We start from the raw sequence: 25595 nt of genomic DNA, 5'->3' as shown, positions 1-25595 counted from the left end.
GCACGTAGCTGAACACAGGCCGGCCCTTCTGCGGCAGAGCGCCGATCCGGCCACGGGGGCCCGGACCTTCCAGGCGGTCCGCGCCCGAGGTGGAGACGGCCGGCCGCGGCGGTCCGGGGCCGCGCGCGGACCTCGAACAGTTCGAGCCGGATTCTCCCTCCCGTCCCGGTCCCCGCCGGTGGCTCGCCCCACGTACGAGGGCAGGTCAGGTCCCGCGCACGGCGTCAGGCTCCGCCTGTGGAACCGCAACACTCGTGCGACATACAACGAGTCTGGCCGAATGTGCCTCTGGCTCATGCCCGAGTGGGACGCGAGCATCCATGGTGTTGGCAGAACGAACCGATAGGAGTGACCCATGTTTGCTCGTACGTCACGTATCGCCATCGCATCAGCAGCCACCATCCTGGCCCTGGGCACGGGCGCCGCCACCGCGAACGCCGCGCCCTCGCCCGCGCCGACGAACTGCGTGCTCGACATCGATTCAGGCAGCAAGCAGTGCTACGGCACCTTCCGGGAGGCCATCACCGCCTCCACCCACGGACGGATCACGGACGCGCCGTTGTCGGCGAAGCACATCGACCAGAGCCTGGCCGAACGCCTCAAGGCCTCCATGGGCCCTGCGGCGACGCAGTCCGTGCAGCTCGGTGTCATCTACGCGGACTCGAACTACGGCGGCTCCGCCCTGGTCTTAGCCGGCGCCAACGGCTGCCAGAGCGGCAACGGCCGCGACGCACAGATCAACCTCGACGGCATCTGGAACAACTCCGTCAGCTCGCTGACCACTCTGTCGTGCTGGCTGGAGCTGTGGGACGCCCCCAACACCTCCGGAATCCACCAGGAGTACCAGCAGTCGACCTCGTACGTCGGGGACGCGATGAACGACCGGGCGAGTTCGATCGCCCTGCTGTAGCAGGCCCGCACGCGACGGCGCCCCGCCACCGGGATCCCCGGAGCGGGGCGCCGCCGTCTGCGCACCCCACCCGCCCCGGCGGAGCGCGTGACGTGTGCTCTGCTCCTCGCCGACGCACGCCGGGAAACGTGTGTGCGATTGCCGGTCGGACGTGATAGTCACTACCTTCACGGGAGGTGATCAACGCCCTCCTCGTTCGGACATTTCAAGGGGTGGGGGCATGACGTTGCTCCGTCATTGGGGAGACACGCTCGGGAAATGGGCCGGCCGGCCCGCGGCCCGCGTGCAGGAGGACTCGGGCGATCCCGAGGTGCGGCGTGTGCGGGAGGCTGCCGCCGCAGCGGACTGGAGCACGGTGCGCGAGGTGCTCGACGCACGTTCGGAGAGCGACGACCGGACCGAGCTGCTGTGGGCCGTCGGCGACACCGCCGGGGTGGAGCGGTGGATCGACAAAGTCGTCGAAGCGGAGCCCGAATCCGCCCTTCCCCGTCTCGTGGCGGGCATTCGTCACATCAGCTGGGGCTGGGACGCTCGGACCGGCGCGCGGGCGAAGGACGTCTCGCGCCAGCAGTTCGAGGTCTTCCACGCGCGTCTGCGCACGGCCGAACAGCGGCTGTACGAGGCGGCGGACCGCGAGCCGCAGTGGACCTCACCCTGGTACGGACTCCAGGTCACCGGCCGTGGCCTGGAGGTCGGGCAGACCCTCGCGCGACGGCGGTTCGAGGCCGTGGTGCGCCGTGACCCGCAGCATCTGGCGTCCCACCAGCAACAGTTGCAGCAGGTGTGCGAAAAGTGGGGCGGGTCGCACGAGGAGATGCACGCGTTCGCCCGGTCGTCCGCGTTCGGTGCCCCGGCCGGAACGCACCTGGGCCAGCTGGTGGCCATCGCGCACCTGGAGCACTGGCTCTCCCTCGACTCCGGGCCGGACGCCGCCTACATGAGCCGGTCCGAGGTCAGGGCGTCCCTGGCGGAGGCCGCCGAGCACTCGTTCCGGCACTCGGACTTCGCCCGCCGGGGAGGCTGGATCCAGGTCCTCAACACCTTCGCCATGGCGTTCTCGCTGGCCGGGGAGCGCGACGGCGCACGCGAGTGCTTCCGCGCGACCGACGGCCGCGTCACCAAGTTCCCCTGGTACTACCTGAACGGCTCCGACCCCGCCGCCGCCTACCGTCGGCAGCGTGCGTCGGCCGGGCGCTGACCCAGCCCGCGAACGCCGGGGCGGTCCGGGGAGCCCGGGAGCTCACCGCACGGCGGGACTCCTTCGCGCGCCCGGGCACCGGTCGGGCGCGCGGCGCCCCGGCCGCGGCACGACCGCACCCGGCGCCCAGCGCCCAGGCTCCCGTCCCGGACACGCCGCCGTTCCGCTCCGCCCACACCCGCCCCGCACGCGCCGCCCCGACGCCCGCGCGTGCCCACCGAAAGACTTCGCCAGGTGCCAAACTCAGAAACTGCGCACACCTTCCAGGTCGACCTGCGCGGACTGGTCGACCTGCTCTCCCACCACCTCTACTCCAGCCCCCGCGTCTACCTGCGCGAGCTGCTGCAGAACGCCGTGGACGCCATCACCGCCCGGCAGGCGCTCGCCCCCGGCTCACCGGCCGGCATCACGGTGCGCACCGGCGACACCCTGACCGTCACGGACACCGGAATCGGTCTCACCGAGGCCGACGTCCACCGGTTCCTCGCCACCATCGGGCGCAGCTCGAAGCGGACGTCCGGCGGGTCCCTGGACGGTTCCGGGCTCGACGCCGCCCGCGGCGACTTCATCGGCCAGTTCGGCATCGGCCTGCTCGCCTGCTTCGTCGTCGCGGACGAGATCACGGTGCTCAGTCGCTCCGCGGCCGATCCGGCGGCGCCCGCCGTCGAGTGGCGTGGCCACTCCGACGGCCGGTACACGATCCGTACCCTGCCGGCCTCGGCCGTGCCCGAGCCGGGCACCACCGTCCGTCTCACGCCGCGCGCCGACAACGCCGAGTGGACCACCCCGCAGCGGGTGGCCTCCCTGGCCCGCCACTACGGTGGACTGCTGCGCTACGGGGTCACCGTCGTCGGACCGCGCGGCGAGAGCGAGCAGGTCAACGAGACCCCTCCGTGGGAGCAGGCCCACCGCTCGCCCCTGGCCCGGCGCGAGGCGATGACCGCCTACTGCCGGACGCTGTTCGACTTCACCCCGCTCGACACCATCGAGCTCGACCTCCCGGCCGCCGGGCTGCGCGGTGTCGCGTACGTCCTGCCCACGGCCGTGAGCCCGGCGCAGCGCGCTGGCCATCGTGTGCATCTCAAGGGCATGCTGCTGACGGACCAGGCGCCCGAACTGCTGCCGGAGTGGGCGTTCTTCGTACGCTGCGTCGTCGACACGACCAGCCTGCGGCCGACCGCCTCGCGGGAGGCCCTGTACGAGGACGGAACCCTGTCCGCCGTACGGGACGCCCTCGGCGAGCGGATCCGCGACTGGCTCACCGGCCTCGCCGCCAGCGACCCCGCCCTGCTGCACCGCTTCATCGACACCCACCACCTCGCCGTCAAGGCGCTCGCCCGCTACGACGACGAGCTGCTGCGCATCGTGCTGCCGTGGCTGCCGTTCGAGACCACCGACGGCAACGTCACCCTGGAGGAGTTCGCGCGGAACCATGCGACCGTGCTGGTCACCCGCAGCGTCGAGGAGTTCCGCCAGGTCGCCCCCATCGCCTCGGCCGCCGGACTGGGCGTCGTCAACGGCGGCTACACCTATGACCGTGACCTGGTGCACCGCCTGCCGGAGATCCGGCCCGGTACGGCCGTCACCGACCTCGACCCGGCCACCGTCACCGCCCACCTCGACGCCGTCGATCCGTCGGCCGAGCTGCGCGCGGCGGCCTTCCTCGCCGTCGCCCGCGAGACGATCGGCCTCCACGACTGTGATGTCGTCCTGCGCGACTTCCAGCCCGTCACGGCCCCCGCCCTGCTGCTCGACAACCGGGAGGCGCGCCACGAGCGGACCCGGTCGGGGCTCGCGGCCGACAGCGACGGTCTGTGGGCGGACATCCTGGGCTCGCTGCGCCAGGAGACCCCCCGGGCCCAGCTCGTGCTGAACCATCTCAACCCGCTGGTCCGGCAGGCGATCACGGTCGCCGAGCGCGGACTCGCCGTGACCACCGCGGAAGCGCTCTACGGCCAGGCGCTGCTCCTCAGCCGCCGTCCTCTCCGGGCCGGCGAGAGCGCCCTGCTCAACCGGGCCTTCATCGGCCTGCTCACCCACGCCATGCACCACACCGGCACGGCGGCACCCGGCTCCGAGCCCCGGAAGGAACTGTAGATGCTGGACACCCCCGAGGCCGTCGTCGAAGCACTCCGCGAGAACAACGAGCGGCCCCACGGCCTGCAGCGCACCGTCACCGCCGAGGAACTGGTCGAGGCCGCGGAGTCGTTCGAGGAACCCGATGTCCTCGTCACGGCTCTGCTGGAGCTGATGGCGACGTACGAGTTCACCGGCGAGCACCGCAAGTCGCCGGTCGTGTTCGCCCGCGTCCTCAAGCTCTGGGACACCGCGCCCGCGGCGTTCAGCCAGTGGGAGGCCCACCAGGTCTTCTGGCGTTTCAAGTGGGTGACGACCTCCCTGCTGCAGGTGCCCGAAGTGCCACTGGCCGCGATCCAGGGGTGGGTCGACCAGATGCGCACCCGTTACGGCGCCGCCGACCACGGCATGCAGCCGGTCGCGGCGATGGGCTATCACGTGGCGTTCCACACGGGTACGGGCGTCGCCGACGCCTACGACCTCTGGGCCACCCGCCCCCGCACGGAGCTGAGCGACTGCCAGGCGTGCGAGACGCGGCATTTCGCCGAGCACCAGCTGGCCGCGGGCGAGGACGCCGGGGCGCTGGAGACGTGGCGGCCGGTCCTCGGCGGGTCGATGGGCTGTACCGAGGAACCGCAGATGAGCCAGGCGCGCGCGCTTCTGCCGCTGTTGCGCACCGGCCGTGAGGACGAGGCACGGTCCCACCATCTGACCGGCTACCGGCAGGTGCGGGGCAACACCGGGATGCTGGACGAGGTCGGTCTGCACCTGGAGTTCTGCGCCCTCTCCCGCAACGAGGGCCGGGGGCTGGAGATCCTGGCCGAGAACCGGCCGCTGTTCGAGGCGACCGGTGCCCCGCTGGCCCGTCTCGGTTTCCTCACCGGTGCCGAGGTGCTGCTCGCCCGTCTCGCCGAGGACGGACATTCCGGCACGGCCGTCGCCGGCCCGCCCGGACGGAACTGGAACGCCGGCGAACTCCTCGCCCACGTCCGCTCCGAGGCGGACCGGATCACCGTCGCGTTCGACACGCGCAACGCCACCACCACCGTGGGGGACCGGCGCCGGGCACGCCTCGCGCAGCGGCCGCTGCTGGACGAGCCGCTGCCGCTCGGACTGCGTACGTCCCTCACCCGGCCCGCCGACGGGCAGGCCGTGCCCGGTGCGGTCCCCGCCGCAGCGGCCTCCGCCGTGGTGGAGATCCCGCAGGAGTTCGTGGCCCTGGTGCTGGAGGCACGCCGCCTGGCCGCCGCCGGGCACCCCGGTGAGTACCGCCTCTGGAGCCGTGTCGAGGAGCGGCTGGCCGATGGCAGCGCCGCGCACGACGACGCGCTCGGCCCCGAGGAACTCCTGCAGGCGGAGATCGCCGACCAGCGTGCGTACCGCCTCGCCAGGAAGGACCGCGACGCGGAGAGCGCCGCCGAGCTGACGCGGGCCGCCGAGCTGTACGAGGGCCTGGGGATGCCGTGGCACGCCCTCTCCGCGCGCAGCCGGAGCCTTGCGTGGCTGAGCAGCTCCGACGAGGCGGATCCGGAAGCGATCCGCGCCGGCCTGGACGGGACCCTGGCCGAGGCCGAGCTTCTCAAGACCCGGGCGCCGTGGACGCAGGGTGCGGACGCCGAGGGGAAGGCGGAGCGCGAGCTGGAGTACCTCACCGTGCTGTACTCCGCGACGTTCGCGGCCTACCAGGAAGCGCTGCGGGAGCTGCCTGAGACGGCCGGCCCCGCCGCGCAGCGGTTCGCGGAACACGCCGGTACGATGCGGGCCGAGGCGGAACGCCTGTCCGTACCCCACCATGTGGCCAACGCGCTGCAGTTCGAGGCGGACCTGGCGGCCCGTGGTGGTGACGCCGCGCGCGCCGAGGACGGCCTGCTGGCGGCTCTCGCGGCCGTCGACGCGTCCGGGAGGCCGTGGCGCGGGTCGCGCCCGCGCGCCGTGCTGGCCCAGCTGATGCTCGGCAAGGGTGAGCCGGCCCGGGCGGTGGAGCTCCTGCACCAGGCGCTCGCCGACGCGGCCCGGTACGACGACACGGACTTCGCGGTGGCTCCCACGTATGCCCTGCTCGGCCACGCGGCCGTGCATCTGGACGACGTGAACGGTGCGGTGCGCCATTTCTCGGAGGCGGCGGCGCGCTTCGACCAGGACGGGGCCCACGACGAGGCCACCGATGTGCGGTCGCAGCTCGCGGAGGTCCTCGCTCGTGGTGGCCGGCAGGCCGACGCGGTCGCCGTGCTGGAATCCGTACTGGCCGGTGAGGGCGCCGGGGGTGCGGCTGCGGGTGACGAGCGGGTCCTCGCCCAGGCCCGTCTGACCTTGGCGCGTGGCTTGCGGGAGCTGGGGGAGCATCTGCCGGCGGCGGAGCAGTTCCTGAGGCTCGCGGACATCGTCTCGGCGTGGGAGGACGACGGGCAGGTCCTCACCCTGGTGGCGGCGGAGGCGGCCACCGCGCTGGCGATGGCCGACCGGTGGGACGCGGCCGCGGCGGCGTACGAGCGTGCCGTCGCCGCTCATGCCGAGGCCCCGAACCCGTCGCTGATCATCCACATGATGTGCGAGTTCGCCCGCCTCACGATGCAGGCCCGGGAGGCCGACGGCCTGGACACGGCGCTGGAGCACCTCACGCGGGCCGACGCTATCGGTGCCGCCGTGCCGGAGGACGCCGAGGACTTCGCCCCGTGGTACGGCCGTGGCACGGTGCACTACCGCCGCGCCCGTGTCCTTGCGGAGGCCGAGCGCTTCGAGGAGGCCCTGGCCGAGGCGGAGGCCGCGATCGCCGCCCATGAGGAGGGCGGCGAGCACGGTGAGGTGCCGCGGGCCGAAGCGGTCAGGGTCGCGGCTCTGATCGAGGGCAACGGTCTCGCCCGCTTCGCGGAGGCGGTCGCGCGCCTGTCGGCGGCGGCCGCCCGCTGTCGGCAGGCCGATCTCCAGGAGGCCGCCCACATCCTCGACGCCCTCCGTCAGGACTTCCTCAAGCGATAGCCCGCTGTGCGGTGGTGGCCTGCCGGAACAGTCTCCCGGCAGGCCACCGGCCCGTACCCGTAGCCGCTCCCGCGGGTACGGCCGCCCCTGCAGCGCCCTGGGAAGGGGCGGCCTAGAGGAAGTATCCGATCGTCGTGTGGACGGAGAGCCAGACGAGCGCGAGAGACGTCGTCACCAGAAGGCCCAGGGCGATCAGCGCGGACCGGCGGCGTGCGGGGTCGGCGCAGAGCACGACCAGCGGCGGGCCCACGGCCATGGCCCCGACGGTCAGGGCCGAGGACTCGGGGAGATCGTGCCGGGAGAGGCCGGCGAGAACGGCGACGATGAACCACTGGAGGGCGAACGACGCCACCGCCATGGTCTTCGACGGCCGTACGTCCATCATCCACAGGGCCAGCCAGAGCACCGGCACGCCCAGGAGCACCCACAGGACGATTCCTGTGAGCGGGTACAGGGAGAAGCAGAGGGTGACGCTGTCCGCGCAGCTGCGCTCCTCCTCCGCGATCGCCCACAGCCACAGCGTCCTGGCCATCCAGCCCGTGACCGCACCGGCGGCCGCGCTTCCCGCCAGCACCCCGTAGATCTTCTTCATGTTGCCGAGGTTCGCAGCCCGGCCGGCCCGGGGGCATGAGTACGCATACTCAGACTCCCCCGGCCGCACGCGGCGCACCCCGGCAGGCGGGGCGCCGGCCCGGACTCGCCGGGCGTGCGGCTCAGATGTCGGCGTGCGGGTAGGACTCGGTGTACGACTCGCCCAGGGCGCCGTGGTAGACGCAGGTGCGGGCCTTGAGATCGACCTCGTAGTGCAGGACGCCCGCGTTCCAGCAGCCGCTCACGAACTCCGGGTAGGTGCTCTCCCCCGCCTGGTCCGTGCGAAGTGCCTTGACGAGGGCTTCCTCGTCCCAGGGGGCGATGTCCTGCGTGCCGTCCACGATCGGCTCGCCCTGGGTGACCACGGGGCCGGAGTCGGTGACGTAGACGCTCGTTCCGGCCGGCACGGTGCAGTGGTAGGTACGCACTCCCGCCTGGCGCAGGGCCTCGGCGAGGTACGGGAATCCGCCGACGCGGGGCCGGACGGCCGCCGCCCGCTCCTGCGCGGCCTTCAGGTTCTCGATCGCGTTGCTCATCGGGTGCTCCTTGAGGGACGTGCCCGTGCCCTGTCCCCAGGGCAGGACAACCTTGCTAAGATGACAACAACGTCCCATCTAGACATCATGTTGTCAATCTGGAGGTGTCGGCATGTCCGACGAGATGGCCCTGCTGGTCGCCGACGTCTTCGAGGCAGCCGGAGCCCTGCGCCGGTCCGGCGAGGCCATCGCGGCGGCTCACGGCCAGACCCAGGCCCGGTGGCAGGTTCTCAGCGTGGTCTCCGAGCAGCCCATGAGCGTGCCCAGCGCGGCACGGCGGCTCGGAGTGGCCCGCCAGAACGTCCAGCGGATCGCCAACGACCTCGCCAAGGACGGGCTGGCCGATCTCGTGCCCAATCCCGATCACCGCACCTCTCCCCTGCTCACCCTGACGGCCGACGGGCGCACGGTGCTGGAAGCCATCACCGAGCAGGCGCGCGCGTCACACCGGCGCATCACCACCCGGATTCCCGAGGCCGACATCGCCGCCGCCCGAGCACTGCTGCGCACGCTCACGCAAGCCGTCCGGGACCTGGAGGAGGACGCCTCCTCCTGACCGGTCCGGCTCCCTACCGGGGGGCGCTGCCGGGGGCCAGGAGTGCCCTGATGCCGTCCCGGTCCGCGGGGAGACCGAGATCGGCGAACCACGAGGTGACGAGGTGGGTGTACCGCCAGCACACGTCATGGTGGGCGAGGGCCTCCCGGTAGCGGTGCCGGGCGGGAGTGAATCCGGCACCCTGGTCGTCCCCGGAGGGAAACGCCGCGGCAGGGCCTGGAGGATCGTCCGCTTCGCCGTGGTGTTGCCGGCGCATGCGGGTGAAAGGGCGGCGCAGGTCCGGATGGCGGGGTCGGGGCCGGCGGGCCAGCGGGTGGTGTTCCCGCCCCGGACACCGGCGGTCAGGATCACGGCTGCGCGTTCGCGCCGATCGGCGCTCCCTGCGGCCAGCTGCCGGAGGATCCGCAGCATGCCCAGCGCTTCCGCCTGGACGTCCGGGTCCTCGTCCAGGAGCCGGGCCAGCCGGAGCGGCGTGTCCTGTGCGGCTCCGCAGGCGTGTTCCAGCGCTGCCCAGTCGGTGCCCTCGATCATGGAACGCGGATCGGGCAGCGGCCGCCCACGGCCTGACCGGGTGTCGGGTTCTCGTCATGTGTCGTCACAGGGCCGGCGTCTCCCCTGCCACCGACGGGGCGGGGGCGGCGGGGTGACGGGGCGGGTGGACCGCCCAGCCTGCCCGGTGGCCCGCTACACCGCCGCGACGACGGGCCCCCCAGCGGCCCTGGCGTGCTGCATGGCCGTCAGCCTGCGGACGAAGAGCACCGCGAAGACGGCGGCGACGATGTCGAGGACGTCACCGGCCAGGATCGTCGTGGCGGCGTCACGCACCGCCTCGGTCGTCTCGGCACGGCCGTAGGTCATGCCCCCGTACCAAGCCAGGATCTTGGCCAGTACGAAGGTGGCCCACCAGAGGGTGACCAGCGTCAGCCGGAACCGCCGGTGGCGTCCGTCGGCTCCGGGGGGCGTGCTGGAAACCCAGGTGGCCATGGCGATCCGGTACGGCAGCAGGAGGTTGGCGAGCGGTACGAACCAGGCGCCGATGGCCCAGCCGTGCGGGAGCCGGTCCGCGCCCGGGGCGAACACCTCGGCGTTCGTACGGACCCGGTGGAACCAGACGATGAACACGATGCCGGTCACGATGGCGAGCTGGCCCTGGAACATGCCGGCCCTGCCCGCGAGACGGTCGGCCTGGTCCAGCTCGGCAACGCCGACCGCGGCGGAATCCGCCAACAGCCGCTGCATGAGGGAGCGGGTGTGCCAGTCGGCGTACGCGGCGAAGACGTCGAATCCGATGACCAGTGCGAACAGCACGGTCAGCGCGATGGCCAGGCCCACGGGCGCACGCAGCCGTGTCCCCTTCACGTCGGGCGCGGCGTAAGGGGAGGAGGGCGGGAGAGAGGACGGGAAGGAAGACGGGGCCGGCTGATCGGCCGGAGTCGCGGACATGCTGAAGGAACCCCCGTGGGTGCGGCAGACGGAAGGGCGCGCCGGACAGGGCGGTCCCGACTGGAACCTACGTCAGCAGGTCCGGGCGCGTCACGCTCGTTTCCCGAGGTCAGGACGGGCGGGACGTCCGCCGGGTGTCGTCCCCCGCGCTGAAGGGGCCGGTCGGCCCGGACGAAGGGGACGGCATCGGCCCGGCCGGCGCGGGGCCCGCCTCATTCGGACGGCTCCGCAGACCGTTCATGACGAAACGGTCACGCACCGCCACATCGGGCAAGGCGCTCTCGTTGACCTGGACATGGAGCAGAGAACCGTTTCGCCTCCGTCCTGGTCCGGCTTCGCCCGGCGGGCCGACGAGTTCCGGCAGGCACCCGACACACCGATCTACGACGACGTCGAGCGACAGTGGATCGCCCAGGGCCGTGAAGTCCCCCGCCCGGGCCCGTCGTGGGGCGGTGGGGATCCGCTGTGCGCCGGTGACCTGTTCCACCGCGGCTGAGGGGTCCGGCCTCCCGTCGGCCGTTCCACGGGCAGGCCCGCCCGGCTTCACACCGTACGCCACCGCCGCGGACCTGTGTGACGAAGTCGTCACCTGCGCAGCGAAGTTGTCACTTGGGTGAGCAACGGCGCTCCGCGTCCCGTTCGCCGGTGTCGCGGGAGTCGGACCCCCGTCGTCGGTGGTCGTGGCCGATCTACGGCGCCCGCCGGCCCGCTACACCGGGATCCGCCGGGCGCGGGAGCGCGCAGGCAGCTGGCGGTAGCGGCCATTCCGCAGGCCGGGGTGCAGGTGGGGACGGGTTTGCTTGCGGCTCTGCAAGGGTGCACACTGGCGCGAATTCCGAACGGGCGCAGCGTCGCACCCCTCATGACGGATGTGCCCGGAACCGACGGCCGGGTCATCAGCAAGCCACACGGGAGCACGTGTTGAGTACATCGGGTACGGCCCGTCAGCAGCATCTGCGAAGCCTCAGTGACGGGGAACTCTGTGCCTTGCTTCGCGGGCACGCCCCGCAGTCCGACGCGGCGGTCAGCGACGTGATGGACGAGGTGTTCGCCCGTCACCATTCCTCGGTGCTCGCCTACGCCCGCACGTGCTGCCGGGACCAGTCCACCGCCCAGGACCTCGCCGCAGAGGCCTTCGCCCGTACCTACCGGGCCATCGCCTGGGGTGCCGGTCCTGAGTACGCCTGGCGGCCGTACCTGCTGACCTGTGTGCGTCGTCTGGCGACGGTGTGGGCGCGGGATGCCGACCGTACGAGGCTCTCCGACGACTTCGAGGCATGGGCCGCCCAGCTCGCGGACGGACAGGACACCGAGGACGCCGTGTTCTCGGCGGAGGAGGGGGCGCTGGTCCTGCGTGCCTACCGGTCGCTGCCGGAGCGCTGGCAGGCCGTGCTGTGGCATTCGGTCGTCGAGACCGAGCCGGCGGCCGAGACCGCGGCGCGTCTGGGGATATCCGCGGGCGGCGTCGGCTCGCTGGTCGCGCGGGCGCGGGAAGGCCTGCGGGAGGCCTACTTGCGCGCTCACCTGGACCAGGCCGCGAGCGACGAGTGCAAGCACTACGGGGGGCAGATCGCCGCCAGGCTGCGCCGGCCGGGCCGGCGCCTCACCCGGGACCTGGGCCGCCATCTCCAGGGGTGCGAGGGCTGCGCCCGGGCCGAGCGCGACCTGCGCGATGTCAATGGCCGTCTGGGCGTGCTGCTGCTGGGCGGAATCCTGCTGTGGAACCCCGCGTCCTTCCTCTCGGCTCTGGGTGGGGGCGGCGTGCAGCTGGCCTCGTCCGCCCTGAGCGGGACGCAGCTCGCCGGATCCAAGGCCGGCGCCGCGAAATGGGCCGTCGCGGCAGCCGTGGTGAGTACGGCGGCCACGGTGGCCGTCCTGCTGCCGGCCGACTCCGACTCCGACGGCGACGGCTCCGTCCGGGCCGTGGCTCCCTCCGGCCCGCCCGCGGCCCCGGGCGGGCCGCTCCCGGAAGTCGCACCGGTCGTGGCGATCGGGCCGGCGGCTTTTGCCGAGGCCCCGGCCACATCGCTCCCTTCCGCTTCCCCGTCCGGCTCCGCCTCGGCCTCCGCTTCCGCCGTGCCGCCCTCCGCGTCGCCCTCGCCGGATCACGCCGGCGCCGCCCTGGTCAACGTGGCCTCCGGGCTGTGCGTCGGCCTGGGCGGCCCGGGTTCCGGCGGCCCCGTGCAGCTGCAGAAGTGCACGGGGAAGGCCGGCCAGGGATGGCAGCAGCTGCCGGCCCAGCAGAACACGTACCAACTCCGCAACACGGACACCGGCACGTGCCTCGAAGGAACCACGAGCGGCGGGAACCTCGCCGCGGTCGTCCTGCGTACCTGCCGGAGCGGCGGGGACCGGGTGACGCAGCTCTGGCGCTTCGAGCCGGACGCGCGGCCCGGCGCGTACCGTGTCTGGTTCGTTCCGAAGGCCCCGCGCAGTGACTACTCCGACCACCTGCTGGGCCCTCGGAACTGGCCGAAGGCCGACCCGCCGCGTCCGGGTTCGGAGATGGTGCACCTGCCCAACTACTACAACTCGGTGAACATGCTCTTCGCCCTGAGGTGACGCCGCCCGTGGGCGTCACCCCGAACCAGCGGAGCGCGGTGGCCCGGTGCCCCGGGCCCGGGCCCGTTTCGTGTCATTCCTCCCGGGCCCCTGGACGGAGTACGCGGCGCACGGCGCCACGGAGCCACTGGTGGGCCCCGTCGGCGGCGTGGCGCGGGTGCCAGGCCATGCCGATCGTCAGCGGTGGCAGGGGCAGCGGGATGTCCAGCAGGCGCAGCCCCATCGCGTGCGCCGCGTCGCCGAGTGCCGAGGGGGGCCGGCCCGGCAGCGCGGTGGGCACCAGGCAGACCACGTCGGCGGCCGCGGCCAGTGCCATCGCGGCCAGGTGTCCGGGAAGTACGGCGCTGACGCGCCGGCTGAGCCCTTGCTCGGCCAGGGCCGTGTCCAACGGGCCCGTGAAGCGGCCCCGGCGGCTGACCGCCACGTGCTCGGCTGCGGCCAGTCGGGCGGGGGTCAGGATTCCTTCCGCGAGTGGATGCCCGGCCCTGACGCCGGCCGCCATCCGCAGCGTGACCAGCTCTTCGACGCGGGTCTCCGGGTCGACGTGGTCGATGGCCCCGATCTCCAGGTCGATCCGGCCCTCGCGCAGTGCCGGGCCCGCTTCCCACTCCTCGGCCAGCACCCGCAGCGAGACGCCCGGCGCCCGGCGCCGGGCCAGGTCGAGCAGTCCCGGTGCCAGCGCCGCGCCGACCAGGTCCGAGGCCTGGACGGTGAAGGTGCGCCGCAGTGCGGAGGGATCCGTCCCGCTGCTCGGGGTGAGCAGTCCTTCCAGCCGGCGTACGACGGCGGCGGCCTCGTCCCGCAGTGCCTCGGCGCGTGGTGTGGGCACCATCGCCTGTCCTGCCCGCACGAGCAGCGGGTCCTGGAGCACCCGGCGCAGCCGGGCCAGGGTGCGGCTCATGGCCGCCGGGGAGGTGCGCAGCCGCGCGGCGGCGCGGGTGACGCTCTGCTCGGTCAGCAGGGCGTCGAGGGCGACGGCGAGGTTGGCGTCGAGGTTCGGGGCTGGGCTGCTCACCAGTGTCATTCCGTTCCTGGCAATGATTGATTGCTGAAGTTCCCATTGTGGCAACGATGGTGGCGTCCGCACGATGAAGGGGACGTACCGATCCGACAAAGACCACGAGGTTTTCATGATCGTCATCACCGCCCCCACCGGGAACATCGGCCGGCGGCTCCTGTCGCTGCTGGTCGAGGCCGCACCCGCACACGGAGAGCAGTTGCGTGTCGTGGTCCGGGATCCTGACCGGCTCCCCGAGGCCGTGCGCGGACGGGTCGAGGTGGTCACCGGCTCGCACGGCGACGCCGGGACCGTCGAGCGCGCCTTCACCGGGGCCGACGCCGTCTTCTGGCTGGTGCCGCCGGACGCCTCGGTCACCCCCGACGAGGCGTACAGCGGTTTCACCCGGCCCGCGGCGCGGGCGTTCGCCGCGCTCGGGGTCGGCCGTGTCGTCGGCGTTTCGGCACTCGGCCGCGGCACCGCGCAGGCCGCCCGGGCCGGACTGGTCACCGCTTCCCTGGCCATGGACGACCTGATCGCCTGTTCCGGCGTCGCCTACCGTGCCCTGGCCTGCGCGTCCTTCTTCGAGAACCTGCTGGAGGAGGCCGGCTCGATCCGCGAGGACGGCGTCTTCGCCGACAACGTCGCCGCGGACCGTCCGGCCCCGATGGTCGCCGTTTCCGACATCGCCGCGGCCGCGGCCGGGTTGCTGCTGGACCGTTCCTGGACCGGCGTCGACAGTGTCCCGGTCCTCGGCCCGCAGGATCTGTCACCCGACGACCTGGCCCGCATGATGACCGAGGAGCTGGGTCGCCCGGTCCGCTACCGGTACCAGCCGCTCGACGAGTTGCGGTCCACCCTGCTCGGTCACGGCCTGCACGAGGCGTTCGTCGAGGGCATGGTCGACATGAAGCGCGCCAAGGACGAGGGCCTGGACTCGGGTGCCGGACGCTCGCCCCGGGCGAGGGAGGCGACCGGGTTCGCGCAGTGGTGCGCGCAGACCCTGCGCCCGGCCGTCCTCGGCGCGACGGAGGCCGTCGATGCCCGCTGACCGGTCCGACCTGACTGACCGAACTGACCGAACTGACCGAACCGAGCCGCCTGTCACCGCGTTCATGCTGGTCAAGACCACCCCCGAGTGGCTGGCGATGACCGTGGCCGAACGCGTCCGGGTCTTCACCGCCCACGTCGTCCCGGTGATCGAGGCCCGCACCCGCGGCGTCCGCTCCCGTTTCTACGACACGGAGTTCTACTCGGCGCGGGTCACGGACATCTGGGTCTGGGAGGCGGACGACCACGACGCCTACCGGCTGCTGATCGACGCGCTGCGTGAAACCCCCTTCTGGGACCGCTACTTCGAAGTCGTGGACCTGCTCGTGGGCACGGAGAACGGCTACGCGCGCACCTACGGCCTGGAGCCCGTGGCCACGCTCGCCACCTGACGCTCCTCCACGGACAGAGCGTGCGCAGCGCCGGCTCGGCCGCCGCCAGCCACAGCAGGTCCCACAAGGCAGGACCGGCCCGGTCACCGGGCCGGTGCGGCGGGCGCCAGGCATCCAGGATCGCCCGCCATTGCCGATCGGACAGGTGCCGAGCGGCTGCGCCGGTCGTCGGCTCCGTCTGTGCGGTCCACCCGACTGGGGGAAGGGCCGTGTCCTGGTGGCGGGCATGTGCGTTGCAGGGGAGTCGGCGATGTCCCCGGGCGCTGGACCTGCACCTGCGCCCGGGGACGGTGCCGGCGTTCTGTCACGGCAGTACCCACCCCCACCGCATGTTCGAGGAGCGCATCATGTCCGCAGTGAAGAAGAGCTTCGCCATCGCCGCCACCGCAGCCACCGTCGTCATCGGCGGCGCCGGCCTCGCCTCGGCCGACGCCGGCGCGCACGGTGCCGCTGTGGGCTCCCCCGGCGTCCTGTCCGGCAACGTGGCCCAGGTGCCCGTCCACATCCCGGTCAACGTCTGCGGCAACAGCGTCAACGTCGTCGGTCTGCTCAACCCGGCCTTCGGCAACACCTGCGTCAACGCCTGAACCACCGCACACCGGCCGGTCCCCGAGGGGCACGGCCTGCGCCACCCGTGAGCCCGGCGACCGGACTCGACTCGTCTCGCCACCGGACGCCGCCCGCTCACACCACGGCGCCCACCTCCGCACCCGGAGGCGGGCGCCGCACGTCTGTCGGGAACCCGGGAACCCGGGAACCAACGGGGGTGGCTCAGGGCAGGAGCCGCGCGGCCCTTCGTCGGTGGCGGCGGCTGACCGTGGGGTCATCGCCCAGATCTGCGACGACAGCGGCGGCGCGTTCGGGGTCGTGGCCCGCGAGTTCCTGGACGGCGGCCAGACGCCAGGCGCTCCGGAGCGTTCGGTCGTGCGCGAGAGAGACCAGCGTGTCCACGCCGCGTGCCGGTTCGAAGTGGGCCAGGCTCCCGGCCGAGCCCAGGCGTGTCCTGATGGGCAGGCCGGCGTCCGCGGCGAGGCGCGCGAGCAGGTCGGGGCCGCGTCCGTCGCCGATGACGGCCAGCAGCATGGCCGAGCGGATGCGGACGTCGGGTGGTGTGTCCGCGTTCTGCGCCAGGCTGCCGAGGGTGTCCGCGCTTCGTTCGTGGCCGATCCCGGCCAGCACGGAGACGGCCAGAGCGCGGTCCTGCGGCCGGAGCTTCCCGTCGCGGGCGAGGTCGTGCAGCAACTCCACACCGTGCTCGTCTCCGTGCTCCACCATGAAGCCGGCGGCATCCACCCGCGCTTCGTCATGAACCCGGACGTCGGTGGCCAGTCGGTGCAGCAGCGGCAGACCGCGGGGGTCGTCCGCGCCCGCCAGCCTGACCGCGGCCTGCACTCTCCAGATGCCGGTGGCCAGGCAGGGAACCTCGGCAAGTTCGGCCAGGATGTCCGCCGCGTACTCGCCGTCGAGCCATCCGAGGGCCTCGGCCGCGATCACCCGCTGGTTCCTCAGAGCCTTGGAGAGGTAGACCTCCGCCAGCCCGGGGTCCGTTTCCGGGTGCATGCGGTCCGGGTTCGCCCTGAGCTCCGCACGGCGCCTGTCGTCGTCCGTGATCCGGGCGAGAAGGGTGAGTGACCGCGCGGCGGCCCGGGTGACGGACTCGGGCAGTCCGGTTCCAAGACGGCTCTGTTCGGCCAGGAAGCGGCAGCCGAGCAGGTCGCGCCTGCCGGTGAGCCGCAGCAGCTTCTTCTCCACCTGGGAGGCGGAACCCGGTTCGGTGAGCAGCCTGTCCAGCAGGAAGCCGGTATACGACGCTTCCTTCTCGCCCGGCGGAGTCCAGAAGCGTTGACCCCAGCCGAACACGGTGACCGCCGGCACCGGCTTCCATGGCCGGTGCCGGGCCCACCGGTCCTCGAAGAGGCGGGTGGTCGACTCGGCGCGCATCTGCGGCGTCCGGGTGGCGTGGCGGGCGGCGCAGTATTCGAGGAACGTCTGGTGGAGGAACTCCAGCTCCCCGGCGCGCTGGGTGAGCATGCCGCTGCGGAGCACGGTCTCCTTGGGCGTCATGCCTTCCGGCCATGCACCGGGCCAGGAGCGCAGCAGGTCGGTCAGCGGCGCGTCCGCGTCCTGTTCGTCCCGGGGGGCCAGGCGGCGGGCCGCGAGGTGTCCGGCGATGTCGAGGGCGACTTCCCCGACGTCCGGGACGCCGGACGCGTCCTGTGCTCGTCGCTGCTGCTGCAGGATCAGCAGGGCCGCGTACTCGTCGTAGATCCCGCCCCGGGCGCGGGGCATTTCCCGGCGGTGGGCGTAGAGCTGGCACAGCAGCCCGGCGATCAGGGGGGTGCGGGCCAGCTCGGTCAGCTGCTCCCTGGCGGCCAGTTCGGTGATGAAGCGCTTCGTGAGTTCGGCCGGATCGGGGACGATCTCAGGCAGCGCCGTGAACCAGCTGTGGGCGACCTTCGCCAGCTCCTCGCGCTGGAAGGGCAGCAGGTCGAACCGGGGAACGTGGGCTCCGAGCCGGTCCAGTTCGCCCCGGGGCAGCGGACGGGTGGCCACGACGAAGCGGTAGAGGTCCGCACCGGGTCCGTGGGCGTGCACGGCGAGGTGGCGCAGCAGGCTCTGGCGGGTTTCGGCGCGGGGGATCTCGTCGAGGCCGTCGACCAGGACGAGCCAGGGCACACCGTCCCGGGGCGGCGTGGCGAAGAGGCCGGGCAGCTCCCGCTCGTACTCGCGGGCCACCGCCCGGGTCAAGGCGTCGGGCAGGCTGCCGCCGTGCAGGGCCTTGCCCCTCGTGATCAGCGCCTGTGCCGGGACGAGTACCGGAACGGGCAGTGCGGGGCCTTCTCCGCGCAGGCAGCGCCCGATGCCCTCGGCGAGCCAGGTCCGCAGCAGGCTGGACTTGCCCGCGCCGGGACCGGCCATGACCACACAGGTCCGGGTGCCGACCAGGATGTCGTCCGCGGGCACGATCGTGGCACTGGACACCGCCGGCGGGCGGTCCGCGTCCGCCGGGTGCGCCTCCTCGTCCAGGCAGCGGATCTGCCGGCGAAGATACACCGCGCTGAGGGCCGGTAATCCGTCGTCGACGACGCCGGCGTAGGGCTGGGCGTCGAGGGTCGGCTCAACCGTCCGCAGGTATGCGTCCAGTTGTCCGTGCGGCTGCTCCGCAACATGCGGGTGGTGGCTCTCGAACCGTGCGCCGGCTGCGTCCGGCGCGTCCGCTCCCGGCGGCCTGCCCTTCGTACCGTCGGCCGCGCCGGCCTGTGAAGCGCGCCGCATCGCCTGCTTCTGCAGCTTCAGCAGCGGCTCCGCGTCGGTCCCGAGGGCTGTCGCGAGCGCCATCACGGTTTCTGCGGTGGGCACGGTCCGCCCGTTCAGCGCCTGGCTGACCGTGGTACGCCCCAGCCCCGCCCGTATCGGTAGCTGCGTCGTCCTCGTCAGCCTGCTCTTCACCCGCAGGTGCTCCAGCCGTGCTTTCAGCTCGGCCAGGGGGTCCGGCGGACCTTGGTCCTCCTCCACCTGGCGACCCCCTTCACGGACGGCGCCGTCCCGTCCCTCTCGTACGGATGCGTTCATCTTGGTTCACCCGAACCGCGCTGAACGGCACTTCGGCCATCTTTCCTTCCGTCACCCACCTTCTCGGAAGGGCACGCCCCATGACCGGTTCGTCCACGCACCTGGTGTTCCTGATCCTTCTCCTGCTCGTCGCTCTTCTGCTCGCTCTGCTGACGGCCGTCACCGCCGCCCTGCTCGCCCGCTGGGACGGCTCCTCCCTGCCGGCTTCCCTGCTCCGTGCCGGAGTGGCCTTCGGTGGCACGCTCACGGTGCTCGCCGCGCTCATCGCGCTGCTGGTCCATGCGCTGCCGTAGGGCGCCGGCGCGGTGCGCTCCGTCGTCCGGGTCGTGGGCCCGGCCGGATGGCCACGCCGTCGTACGGCGGGCGCGCTTCAGGCGAGCCCGTGGGCGAGGGCGACGGCCACCGCGGCCGCGGCCAGTACCGCGGCCGCGAGGTGCGTGGGGCGGCGCGGCTTACGGGCGAGCTTCTCGGTGGTGACGATCCCGGTGAGCAGCACCATCCAGCCGAGCATCCCGCTCCCCCCACCGGACCCGTTCGCCACGGCCATCACGAGCATCAGCGCCCAGCACGAACGCAAACAGGCTCCGCCGTGGCGCAGCCCGAAGCGGCCGGCTCCCGCCACCGCGGGCCAGCCGCTCGGTGGCAGCGGCGAAGAGCGGTGGCAGTCCCGCAGCGCTCGCCGTTTGTGGACGGTCAGCTGCCACCCGGCCGCGAGCGCCAGCGTCGAGGCGAGTACGGCCTCGCCGGGCAACCGCGCCCACAGCGGTGCGATCCACAGCAGCAGTGCGCCGTATCCGATCCAGACGGCCAGGAAGACGGCGGCGAAGGTCGCCATCGCGCGCTGCCGTCGCCGGCGCAGACTGTTCGTGCCCACGTGCTCCAGCACGGGGACCGCCGCGGGCAGCATCATCGCGACGCTCATCAAGGTCCACATCGCCAGGTCCAGTGAGCCGGACGCCGCGGGGCCGGCCGGGGCCGGGCCTCCTGGTCCGGCGGCGCCGCCCGTTCCGTGGGTGTGGGCGGCGCCGCCGTGACCGTGCGGTCCCCCGGCCATGACGAGGGCGATCAGCACGATCCAGGAGGCCACGGCCACCAGCTCGAAGCCGAGGGAGACCCGGACGCGCAGCAACCGCCGCACACGCATCGTCCGCGCAGAGCCCGCCCGTTCCGTGCCCGCCTGCGTCATCAGGTGTAGCCGAGGCTGACGCGTCCGATCTGCACGGGCGGGTCGTCCTCTCCCTCCGGCTCGGTGAAGCCGAGCGGAAGGAAGGTCACGCGCACCTCACGGTCGTCCCAGGCGTTCTCCGCCTCCAGCCTGCGCACCAGTGGGGTGATCTCCACGGTCACCCGCAGACCGTGCGGGTGTTCGTCGCCGCGTGGATCCTGTGCCAGTTCGATGCCGAAGAACGGCAGGTTGCCGACTCGGTGACTCTCCGCCAGTTCGTCCGAGGCGCCCTCGGGGAGGTTGACGTAGATGCCGTACACGGTGTCGGGGCTCTCGTCGCCCTCGATGTCCTCGACGCTGAGGTACACCCTGCCCCGGGCCTGGGCTGCCATGGTGCCGAGGCCGGTGCCGAGCGACCGCATCGTCCGTTCGTCGATGGGTACTCCGACGCTCGCGGCGCGGCCGACGAGGCGTACGGGATGCCGTGACGCGCCGATCAGTTCCCTGCGCCCGGGCCGGGCCGGACCGGAGGGGTTCGGGTTGTCCATCGACATCTCGGGTACCGGGGGCGGGGGCGGGGGCAGGGGTGGGGTCGGCGTGGCGCCGGTGATCGCCACGTTCGACTCGTACGTGTACCCGAGCCGGCCGGCGATGTCCTCGATGCCGGCCCCGGTCAGGGGTTGCTCGGTCCCGTCGGCGTCGAAGAACAGGTACTCCTGGTCCGCCCAGCGCGGGTCCGCGGTCGGGTTGCTGTGCCCGGGGCGGCTCGACCATTCGAACCAGAGGCGGTCGATGTTGGCGTGGTGGAGCCAGAACACGGGATCCTGCGCGGCCGTGCGGGGGTTCTTCATGAGGCCGCCGAGGTGGTTGTGCACGGCGCCGTGCGGTGTGAGCTCGATCTGTCCGTGTCTGTTCCAGATGAAGTCGCCGTCCGGCGTGATGCCACCGCCGAACTCCGCCTCCCCGACGAACTGCGGACGTGCCAGCGCCGATGCCGGAGAGGTGATCTGGAAGGGCAGGGCCTGACCCAGATTCACCTTGTTGCCCCGCTGGGCGAAGAGCGGGTTGGCGCCTCCCTGCGCTTCGCGAAAGGCGGGCGGAATGCGGGCTTGCGTTCCGCCGGCGTCGTAGCCCCAGTACGGCAGGGCCCAGTCGGCCGGGCCGCCCAGGTCCACGACCGTCGCCCGGACGATCCGCTCGAAGAAGTAGAGGTACATGCGGTGCCACGGGAGGAAGAACCAGGACCCGTGCTGGCAGCCGTTCCACAGCGGCTTCGGTGGCGTCACGGTCGTCTTGTGCATGGCGGACTGGTAGAACCAGCTCGTGGGGTCCTCCGGGTCCCGGCCCTTCATCTCGGCGACGGCCGCGGCGTAGTGTGCGAGCGTCTGATCACCGTCCGGGAGAGTCCACACGTTCCTGCGCACGTGCAGCACCGCCATCGCGTCCGCCTTCCGTCACCCGCCATGGTCCGGTCGCCCGCATCGCCCTGCCGCCCGTTGCCCGGCGAGCAGGATCGCGAGCCGGAATCGGGAGAAAATTACCGAAACGACATGCTTGGCCGGGTGCGGCGCGCGGACGGCAGGGCCAGAGGGGGACGTCTCTTCCCCCTCGCACCGGCGCCCTGACGCGCTGACGCCCCGGCCGAATCGCCCTTCGGGGGGTGGGGTGAACCTGAACGGCCGGCGGAGCGAGGGCGGGACCCCGGTGCGGGCGCAGGCGTGCGCGCGGCCTTCAGGAAGCCGGCGGCGGGGCTCCTGGGGCTCCCGGGGCTTTGCGGTCACGGTCGTCGTTCGCCTCGCCGGCGGGCGTCTCGTCCTGCGCCGGGCCGATCCGGATCTCGAACCCGCCCGCGTACTTCTCGTGGCCCGCGATGACGGCCTCCTCCACCGCCTCCTCGGCGAGTTCGCCGCGGACGATCATCGGGTCCTGGCGGAGGTCCCGCAGGAGGGCCCAGCACATGCCGATCATCACCAGCACGAACGGGGCCGCGACCAGGATCGTCAGGTGTTGGAGGCCCGCGAGGGCATCGCCCTTGCCCTCACCGACGAGCAGCATCACGGCCGCGACACCACCGGTCACCACACCCCAGAAGACGACGACGAGCCGGGCGGGTTCGAAGGTGCCCCGCTGGGACAGGGTGCCCATCACGATCGAGGCCGCGTCGGCGCCCGAGACGAAGAAGATGCCGACGAGGACCATCACGAGCAGGCTCATCACACCGGCGATCGGGAACTCCTGGAGCACGCCGAAGAGCTGCGCCTCCGGGGTGGTCGCGCCTGCGAGCTCGCCCTGCTCCTTCAGGCGCATGGCGGTGCCGCCGAAGATGGCGAACCAGACGAGGCTCACGGTGCTGGGCACCAGGATGACGCCACCGACGAACTGACGGATCGTACGGCCCCGGCTGATGCGGGCGATGAACATGCCGACGAACGGGGTCCAGGAGATCCACCAGGCCCAGTAGAAGACCGTCCAGCTGCTCAGCCAGTCGGCGACGTCACCGCCGCCGGTGGAGGCTTCGGTGCGGCCGATCAGCTGGGGCAGTTCCTCGAAGTACGCGGCGAGGGAGGTGGGGATCAGGTCGAGGACCAGGATGGTGGGGCCGACGACGAACACGAAGACCGCGAGGACGACGGCCAGCACCATGTTGATGTTGGACAGCCACTGGATGCCCTTGTCCACTCCGGAGACGGCGGAGAAGACGAAGCAGACGGTCAGGACGCTGATGACGGCGACGAGCAGCCCCGTCCCGGCCCTGTCCAGCCACCCCACCTCGTGCATGCCGCTGCCGATCTGGAGCGCGCCGAGCCCCAGGGACGTGGCGGAGCCGAAGAGCGTGGCGAAGATCGCGAGGATGTCGATCACGCGGCCGGGTGCACCCTCGGCGCGCTTCTCCCCCAGGAGCGGGACGAAGACCGCGCTGATCGTCTGCCGTCGGCGGCGCCGGAACGTGCTGTACGCGATGGCCAGACCGACCACCGCGTAGATGGCCCACGGGTGCAGCGTCCAGTGGAAGAGGGTGGTGGCGAGCGCCGTCTGCATCCGGTCCGCCGAGTCGGCGGGGTCGGTGCCCGGGGGCGGGGTGGTGTAGTGCGCGAGGGGTTCGCTGACGCCGTAGAACATCAGGCCGATTCCCATGCCGGCGCTGAACATCATGGCGACCCAGGAGACGGTGCTGAACTCCGGCTTCTCGTGCTCCTGGCCCAGCTCGATCCGACCGTACCGGCTGATGGCCAGCCAGAGCGCGAAGACGACGAAGCCCGAGGCGGCCAGGACGAAGGCCCATCCGGCGTTGTGCATCAGGCCGTTCAGCAGGATGTCGGAGACGCTCTCCAGCGAGCCGGTGGCCGTGACGCCCCAGATGACGAAGCCCAAGGTCAGTACTGCTGTCACGCCGAAGACCACCCGGTCGGTGACGGGCGCCTCGTCCTCGTGGGGGTGGCGGCCGGGCAGGGCCGCCTTCACGGGCAGCCGCAGTCTTTGCCCCCGTTTGCGTTGCTCCTGAGACACAGGCGGCACCTTTCACGATCATGGCCTGATGGCTTCTGCTATCCCCTACCACCTCGCGCACACCTGTCCCGGCATCAACAGGCCACGATGGGTGCCTCTGTATGAGGTTGGGCCACACGGACCGCTCGGAGAGCCCTTGGTGCCGGCCGTCGGCTGCGGACACGGCTCGGGAGTGCGCGCCCGAAGGACCCGGCGGAGGGTCGGCACCGGCCCACGGCCAGCTCGGTGACACTCGCGTCGCGTTCCGCCGCGCGGGCACGGGCTACGCGTGTCCGACAGACGACACTGGACCCATGAGCGAGCACCGCTTCACCCTCGACGACACTGGCACCGACATGGCACCGGCCGCTGTCCGCCCATCCCGCTACCCGCACAGACTCCGGTACGAGAAGCCGGTGGCGGCGGCCCGGACGGGGCCCGAGGGGCAGACTCCGCACGCTCTGTCCGATCTCACGGTGGTGACCTGTGCCTGCGGCCTGGCCACCCCGCCGCTGCCGAACGACGACGCGCGACTCGCCTACGAGAGACACCGCAACGAGATCCGTGACGAACTGGCCGGAGTACCGGCGCCGTAACCGATCACGCCGGAGGGCCTGCGGCGCCGGGCCGCGCCGCGTGCCGCGGGGCCGGCCCCACGGCCGGCACCCCCTGGCCCCGCAACACCCCCGCGAGCAGCCGACACGACAACTCCCCACAGAACAACCGCCGGAAGACGCAACCCCGTCACACCACGGGCCCCACGCACCACCGCGCCCTATGATCGGCGGAACCGACCGGCACATCGCACAGCACCGGCCGCCGGACCCGGCACCACAGCACCGCCCGGTCCGGCAGAGCCCCCGGCGAACACCGGCACGGCACGACCTGCCGACCCCGCACCGCACCGCACGGCAGCACTGGCACCACCCCTGGCACGACCCGGCGCCTGCCGGAACACCAGAGAGGAACCCACGTGGAAACCGCACGGACCGCAACCCTGGTCGCCGCGACCATCAGCACCGGACTGATCAGCGGCCTCTTCTACGCCTTCAGCATCGCCGTCATGCCCGGCCTCGCCCGCGGCAGCGACAGAACCCTCGTCGAAACCATGCAGAACATCAACAAGGCCATCCTCAACGGCTGGTTCATACTCGCCTACCTCGGCGCGCCCGTCCTCACCACGGCCACCCTCGTGCTCCACGCCACCGGCTCCGACACCCGCGACAGCTTCCTCCCGCTCGCCGCCGCACTCGCCGCCTACGTCGCGAGCATGATCATCACCGCTCGGATCAACATCCCCCTCAACAACGCCCTCGAACAGGCCGGACCGGCCGAGCGCCTGGCAGACCCCACCACCACCCGCACCAGCTACGAAGCCCCCTGGAACAAGGCCAACACCTGGCGCACCCTCCTCACCACCCTCTCCCTCGCCCTCCTCTCCTACGCCCTCACCCTCCACTGACTCCCGGCACGCCCGTGGGCCTGGTGGGCGGCGAGGGCTGCGCGGCATGCCCTGCGGGCGAACTGCCCGGGCCGGCATCAGAGGAAGACGAGTTCGACGTCCTTCGCGATACAGAGCCGCAGGACGACCACCAGTCGCCGGGCCGCGTCGATGTGTATCCAAGGGATGTCGGCCTCGGTCTGCCAGTGGTCGACGATCTCCTCGAAACGGGGCAGGAGCGCAGCGCACTCGCTGGCTGACAGCTCGCCTCCGCCGTCATCGGGGCGATCGAGGAACGGTTCGAGCGAGGTGGTGACCTCGCTCCAGGGGCGCTCGCCGCCGAAGCCCCACATCCGGTCGAGGTCGAATCCCTCGGCTCGCGCCAACTGCCGCCGAAACGCGGCGAAGCCGCTGTACGACCAGTCCACGTCCGGACTGCTCGTGTCTCCGTCTCCCGGGAACAGGACCAGTCCCATGCCGCACTCCCTCAGATAGCCGTACGGGCAAGGGTTAGTCGGAACATGCTGCTTCACCGGCCTACGGTCCCACTGCGGACCCGGGCTGCCCACCCCCATCGGGCACCCGGCTTGCCTCTCTCAGCGTCCTGACACCCGCCCCGGCGAGGGGAGCGGCTTCCTCCCGG

At 72.2% G+C, this 25595-nt stretch carries 23 protein-coding genes; 13 read left to right on the top strand and 10 right to left on the bottom strand.

The genetic code is table 11. The annotated features are described in order from the left end of the window. Positions 1 to 355 precede the first annotated feature (355 nt). The 4 genes from DEJ51_RS34195 to DEJ51_RS34180 all read left to right on the top strand — a co-directional run bounded on the left by DEJ51_RS34195 (position 356) and on the right by DEJ51_RS34180 (position 7160). Positions 356 to 910, top strand: coding sequence for a hypothetical protein (locus DEJ51_RS34195; protein WP_150261554.1), 555 nt, complete (start codon positions 356 to 358; stop codon positions 908 to 910). Positions 911 to 1130: 220 nt separating this feature from the next. After that, the gene (locus DEJ51_RS34190) at positions 1131 to 2108 is read left to right on the top strand and encodes a hypothetical protein (RefSeq protein WP_223836112.1); all 978 of its coding nucleotides are present in this window, start codon (positions 1131 to 1133) and stop codon (positions 2106 to 2108) included. Between the two features lie 234 nt (positions 2109 to 2342). Continuing rightward, entirely contained in the window at positions 2343 to 4205 is a 1863-nt protein-coding gene (locus DEJ51_RS34185) for an HSP90 family protein (RefSeq protein ID WP_150261552.1), read from the top strand. Further along, positions 4206 to 7160, top strand: a complete 2955-nt coding sequence (locus tag DEJ51_RS34180; protein ID WP_150261550.1) for a hypothetical protein — start codon at positions 4206 to 4208, stop codon at positions 7158 to 7160. Between the two features lie 112 nt (positions 7161 to 7272). Here the strand turns inward: DEJ51_RS34180 and DEJ51_RS34175 are convergent, their stop codons facing one another. Both DEJ51_RS34175 and DEJ51_RS34170 read right to left on the bottom strand, forming a co-directional pair. After that, positions 7273 to 7752 carry a hypothetical protein gene (locus DEJ51_RS34175; RefSeq protein WP_150261548.1) on the bottom strand — a complete coding sequence of 160 codons (480 nt, stop codon included), beginning with the start codon at positions 7750 to 7752 and terminating at the stop codon, positions 7273 to 7275. A gap of 121 nt (positions 7753 to 7873) precedes the next feature. Continuing rightward, positions 7874 to 8287, bottom strand: coding sequence for a DUF1398 domain-containing protein (locus tag DEJ51_RS34170; protein WP_150261546.1), 414 nt, complete (start codon positions 8285 to 8287; stop codon positions 7874 to 7876). Positions 8288 to 8399: 112 nt separating this feature from the next. Between DEJ51_RS34170 and DEJ51_RS34165 the strand changes: the two genes are divergently transcribed. Next, on the top strand, positions 8400 to 8843 hold the full coding sequence (locus DEJ51_RS34165; RefSeq protein WP_150261544.1) for a MarR family winged helix-turn-helix transcriptional regulator: 444 nt from the start codon (positions 8400 to 8402) through the stop codon (positions 8841 to 8843). A 13-nt stretch (positions 8844 to 8856) separates the two neighbouring features. Here DEJ51_RS34165 and DEJ51_RS34160 read toward each other — a convergent pair whose 3' ends face one another. Beyond that, positions 8857 to 9099 carry a hypothetical protein gene (locus DEJ51_RS34160; protein ID WP_150261542.1) on the bottom strand — a complete coding sequence of 81 codons (243 nt, stop codon included), beginning with the start codon at positions 9097 to 9099 and terminating at the stop codon, positions 8857 to 8859. A 428-nt stretch (positions 9100 to 9527) separates the two neighbouring features. Then, entirely contained in the window at positions 9528 to 10202 is a 675-nt protein-coding gene (locus tag DEJ51_RS34155) for a DUF4328 domain-containing protein (RefSeq protein ID WP_190620849.1), read from the bottom strand. Positions 10203 to 10581: 379 nt separating this feature from the next. On the opposite strand from DEJ51_RS34155, the gene DEJ51_RS34150 reads away from it, so the two are divergent. Further along, positions 10582 to 10782: a hypothetical protein gene (locus tag DEJ51_RS34150; protein WP_150261537.1), complete on the top strand. Its 201-nt coding sequence runs from the start codon at positions 10582 to 10584 to the stop codon at positions 10780 to 10782. 491 nt (positions 10783 to 11273) lie between these two features. Further along, the gene (locus DEJ51_RS34145) at positions 11274 to 12848 is read left to right on the top strand and encodes a sigma-70 family RNA polymerase sigma factor (RefSeq protein WP_150261535.1); all 1575 of its coding nucleotides are present in this window, start codon (positions 11274 to 11276) and stop codon (positions 12846 to 12848) included. 73 nt (positions 12849 to 12921) lie between these two features. Here the strand turns inward: DEJ51_RS34145 and DEJ51_RS34140 are convergent, their stop codons facing one another. Next, positions 12922 to 13872 carry a LysR substrate-binding domain-containing protein gene (locus DEJ51_RS34140; protein WP_150261533.1) on the bottom strand — a complete coding sequence of 317 codons (951 nt, stop codon included), beginning with the start codon at positions 13870 to 13872 and terminating at the stop codon, positions 12922 to 12924. Between the two features lie 106 nt (positions 13873 to 13978). Here DEJ51_RS34140 and DEJ51_RS34135 point away from each other — a divergent pair, with 106 nt between their 5' ends. The 3 genes from DEJ51_RS34135 to DEJ51_RS34125 all read left to right on the top strand — a co-directional run bounded on the left by DEJ51_RS34135 (position 13979) and on the right by DEJ51_RS34125 (position 15874). Continuing rightward, positions 13979 to 14896, top strand: coding sequence for an NAD(P)H-binding protein (locus DEJ51_RS34135; protein WP_150261530.1), 918 nt, complete (start codon positions 13979 to 13981; stop codon positions 14894 to 14896). Then, positions 14886 to 15287 (top strand): darcynin family protein, encoded by a 402-nt coding sequence (locus tag DEJ51_RS34130; protein WP_150261529.1) that lies wholly within the window; start codon positions 14886 to 14888, stop codon positions 15285 to 15287. The genes DEJ51_RS34135 and DEJ51_RS34130 overlap by 11 nt, the downstream gene beginning before the upstream one ends. A gap of 347 nt (positions 15288 to 15634) precedes the next feature. Then, positions 15635 to 15874 carry a chaplin gene (locus DEJ51_RS34125; RefSeq protein WP_150261526.1) on the top strand — a complete coding sequence of 80 codons (240 nt, stop codon included), beginning with the start codon at positions 15635 to 15637 and terminating at the stop codon, positions 15872 to 15874. 184 nt (positions 15875 to 16058) lie between these two features. Here the strand turns inward: DEJ51_RS34125 and DEJ51_RS34120 are convergent, their stop codons facing one another. Beyond that, complete coding sequence (locus DEJ51_RS34120; protein WP_190620847.1) at positions 16059 to 18803, bottom strand: NACHT domain-containing protein; 2745 nt, start codon at positions 18801 to 18803, stop codon at positions 16059 to 16061. A 137-nt stretch (positions 18804 to 18940) separates the two neighbouring features. Here DEJ51_RS34120 and DEJ51_RS34115 point away from each other — a divergent pair, with 137 nt between their 5' ends. Continuing rightward, positions 18941 to 19153 (top strand): hypothetical protein, encoded by a 213-nt coding sequence (locus DEJ51_RS34115; RefSeq protein ID WP_150261522.1) that lies wholly within the window; start codon positions 18941 to 18943, stop codon positions 19151 to 19153. Positions 19154 to 19230: 77 nt separating this feature from the next. On the opposite strand, the gene DEJ51_RS34110 is transcribed toward DEJ51_RS34115, so the two are convergent. The 3 genes from DEJ51_RS34110 to DEJ51_RS34100 all read right to left on the bottom strand — a co-directional run bounded on the left by DEJ51_RS34110 (position 19231) and on the right by DEJ51_RS34100 (position 23541). Beyond that, entirely contained in the window at positions 19231 to 20046 is an 816-nt protein-coding gene (locus DEJ51_RS34110) for a DUF2182 domain-containing protein (RefSeq protein WP_150261520.1), read from the bottom strand. Beyond that, positions 20046 to 21464, bottom strand: coding sequence for a tyrosinase family protein (locus DEJ51_RS34105; protein WP_150261518.1), 1419 nt, complete (start codon positions 21462 to 21464; stop codon positions 20046 to 20048). Before DEJ51_RS34105 ends, DEJ51_RS34110 begins: the two co-directional genes overlap by 1 nt. 292 nt (positions 21465 to 21756) lie before the next feature. Then, complete coding sequence (locus tag DEJ51_RS34100; protein ID WP_411757372.1) at positions 21757 to 23541, bottom strand: BCCT family transporter; 1785 nt, start codon at positions 23539 to 23541, stop codon at positions 21757 to 21759. Between the two features lie 284 nt (positions 23542 to 23825). On the opposite strand from DEJ51_RS34100, the gene DEJ51_RS34095 reads away from it, so the two are divergent. After that, the gene (locus DEJ51_RS34095) at positions 23826 to 24107 is read left to right on the top strand and encodes a hypothetical protein (protein WP_150261516.1); all 282 of its coding nucleotides are present in this window, start codon (positions 23826 to 23828) and stop codon (positions 24105 to 24107) included. Positions 24108 to 24484: 377 nt separating this feature from the next. Then, entirely contained in the window at positions 24485 to 24973 is a 489-nt protein-coding gene (locus DEJ51_RS34090) for a DUF1772 domain-containing protein (protein WP_150261514.1), read from the top strand. A 77-nt stretch (positions 24974 to 25050) separates the two neighbouring features. On the opposite strand, the gene DEJ51_RS34085 is transcribed toward DEJ51_RS34090, so the two are convergent. Beyond that, positions 25051 to 25428 carry a hypothetical protein gene (locus DEJ51_RS34085; protein ID WP_150261512.1) on the bottom strand — a complete coding sequence of 126 codons (378 nt, stop codon included), beginning with the start codon at positions 25426 to 25428 and terminating at the stop codon, positions 25051 to 25053. Between the last annotated feature and the right edge of the window lie 167 nt (positions 25429 to 25595).

Origin of the sequence: Streptomyces venezuelae, assembly GCF_008642275.1 — a bacterium.
Taxonomy (GTDB): Bacteria; Actinomycetota; Actinomycetes; order Streptomycetales; family Streptomycetaceae; genus Streptomyces; species Streptomyces venezuelae_E.
Note: the sequence above shows the minus strand (reverse complement) of the source record. Positions and strands in the feature narration are given on the sequence as shown.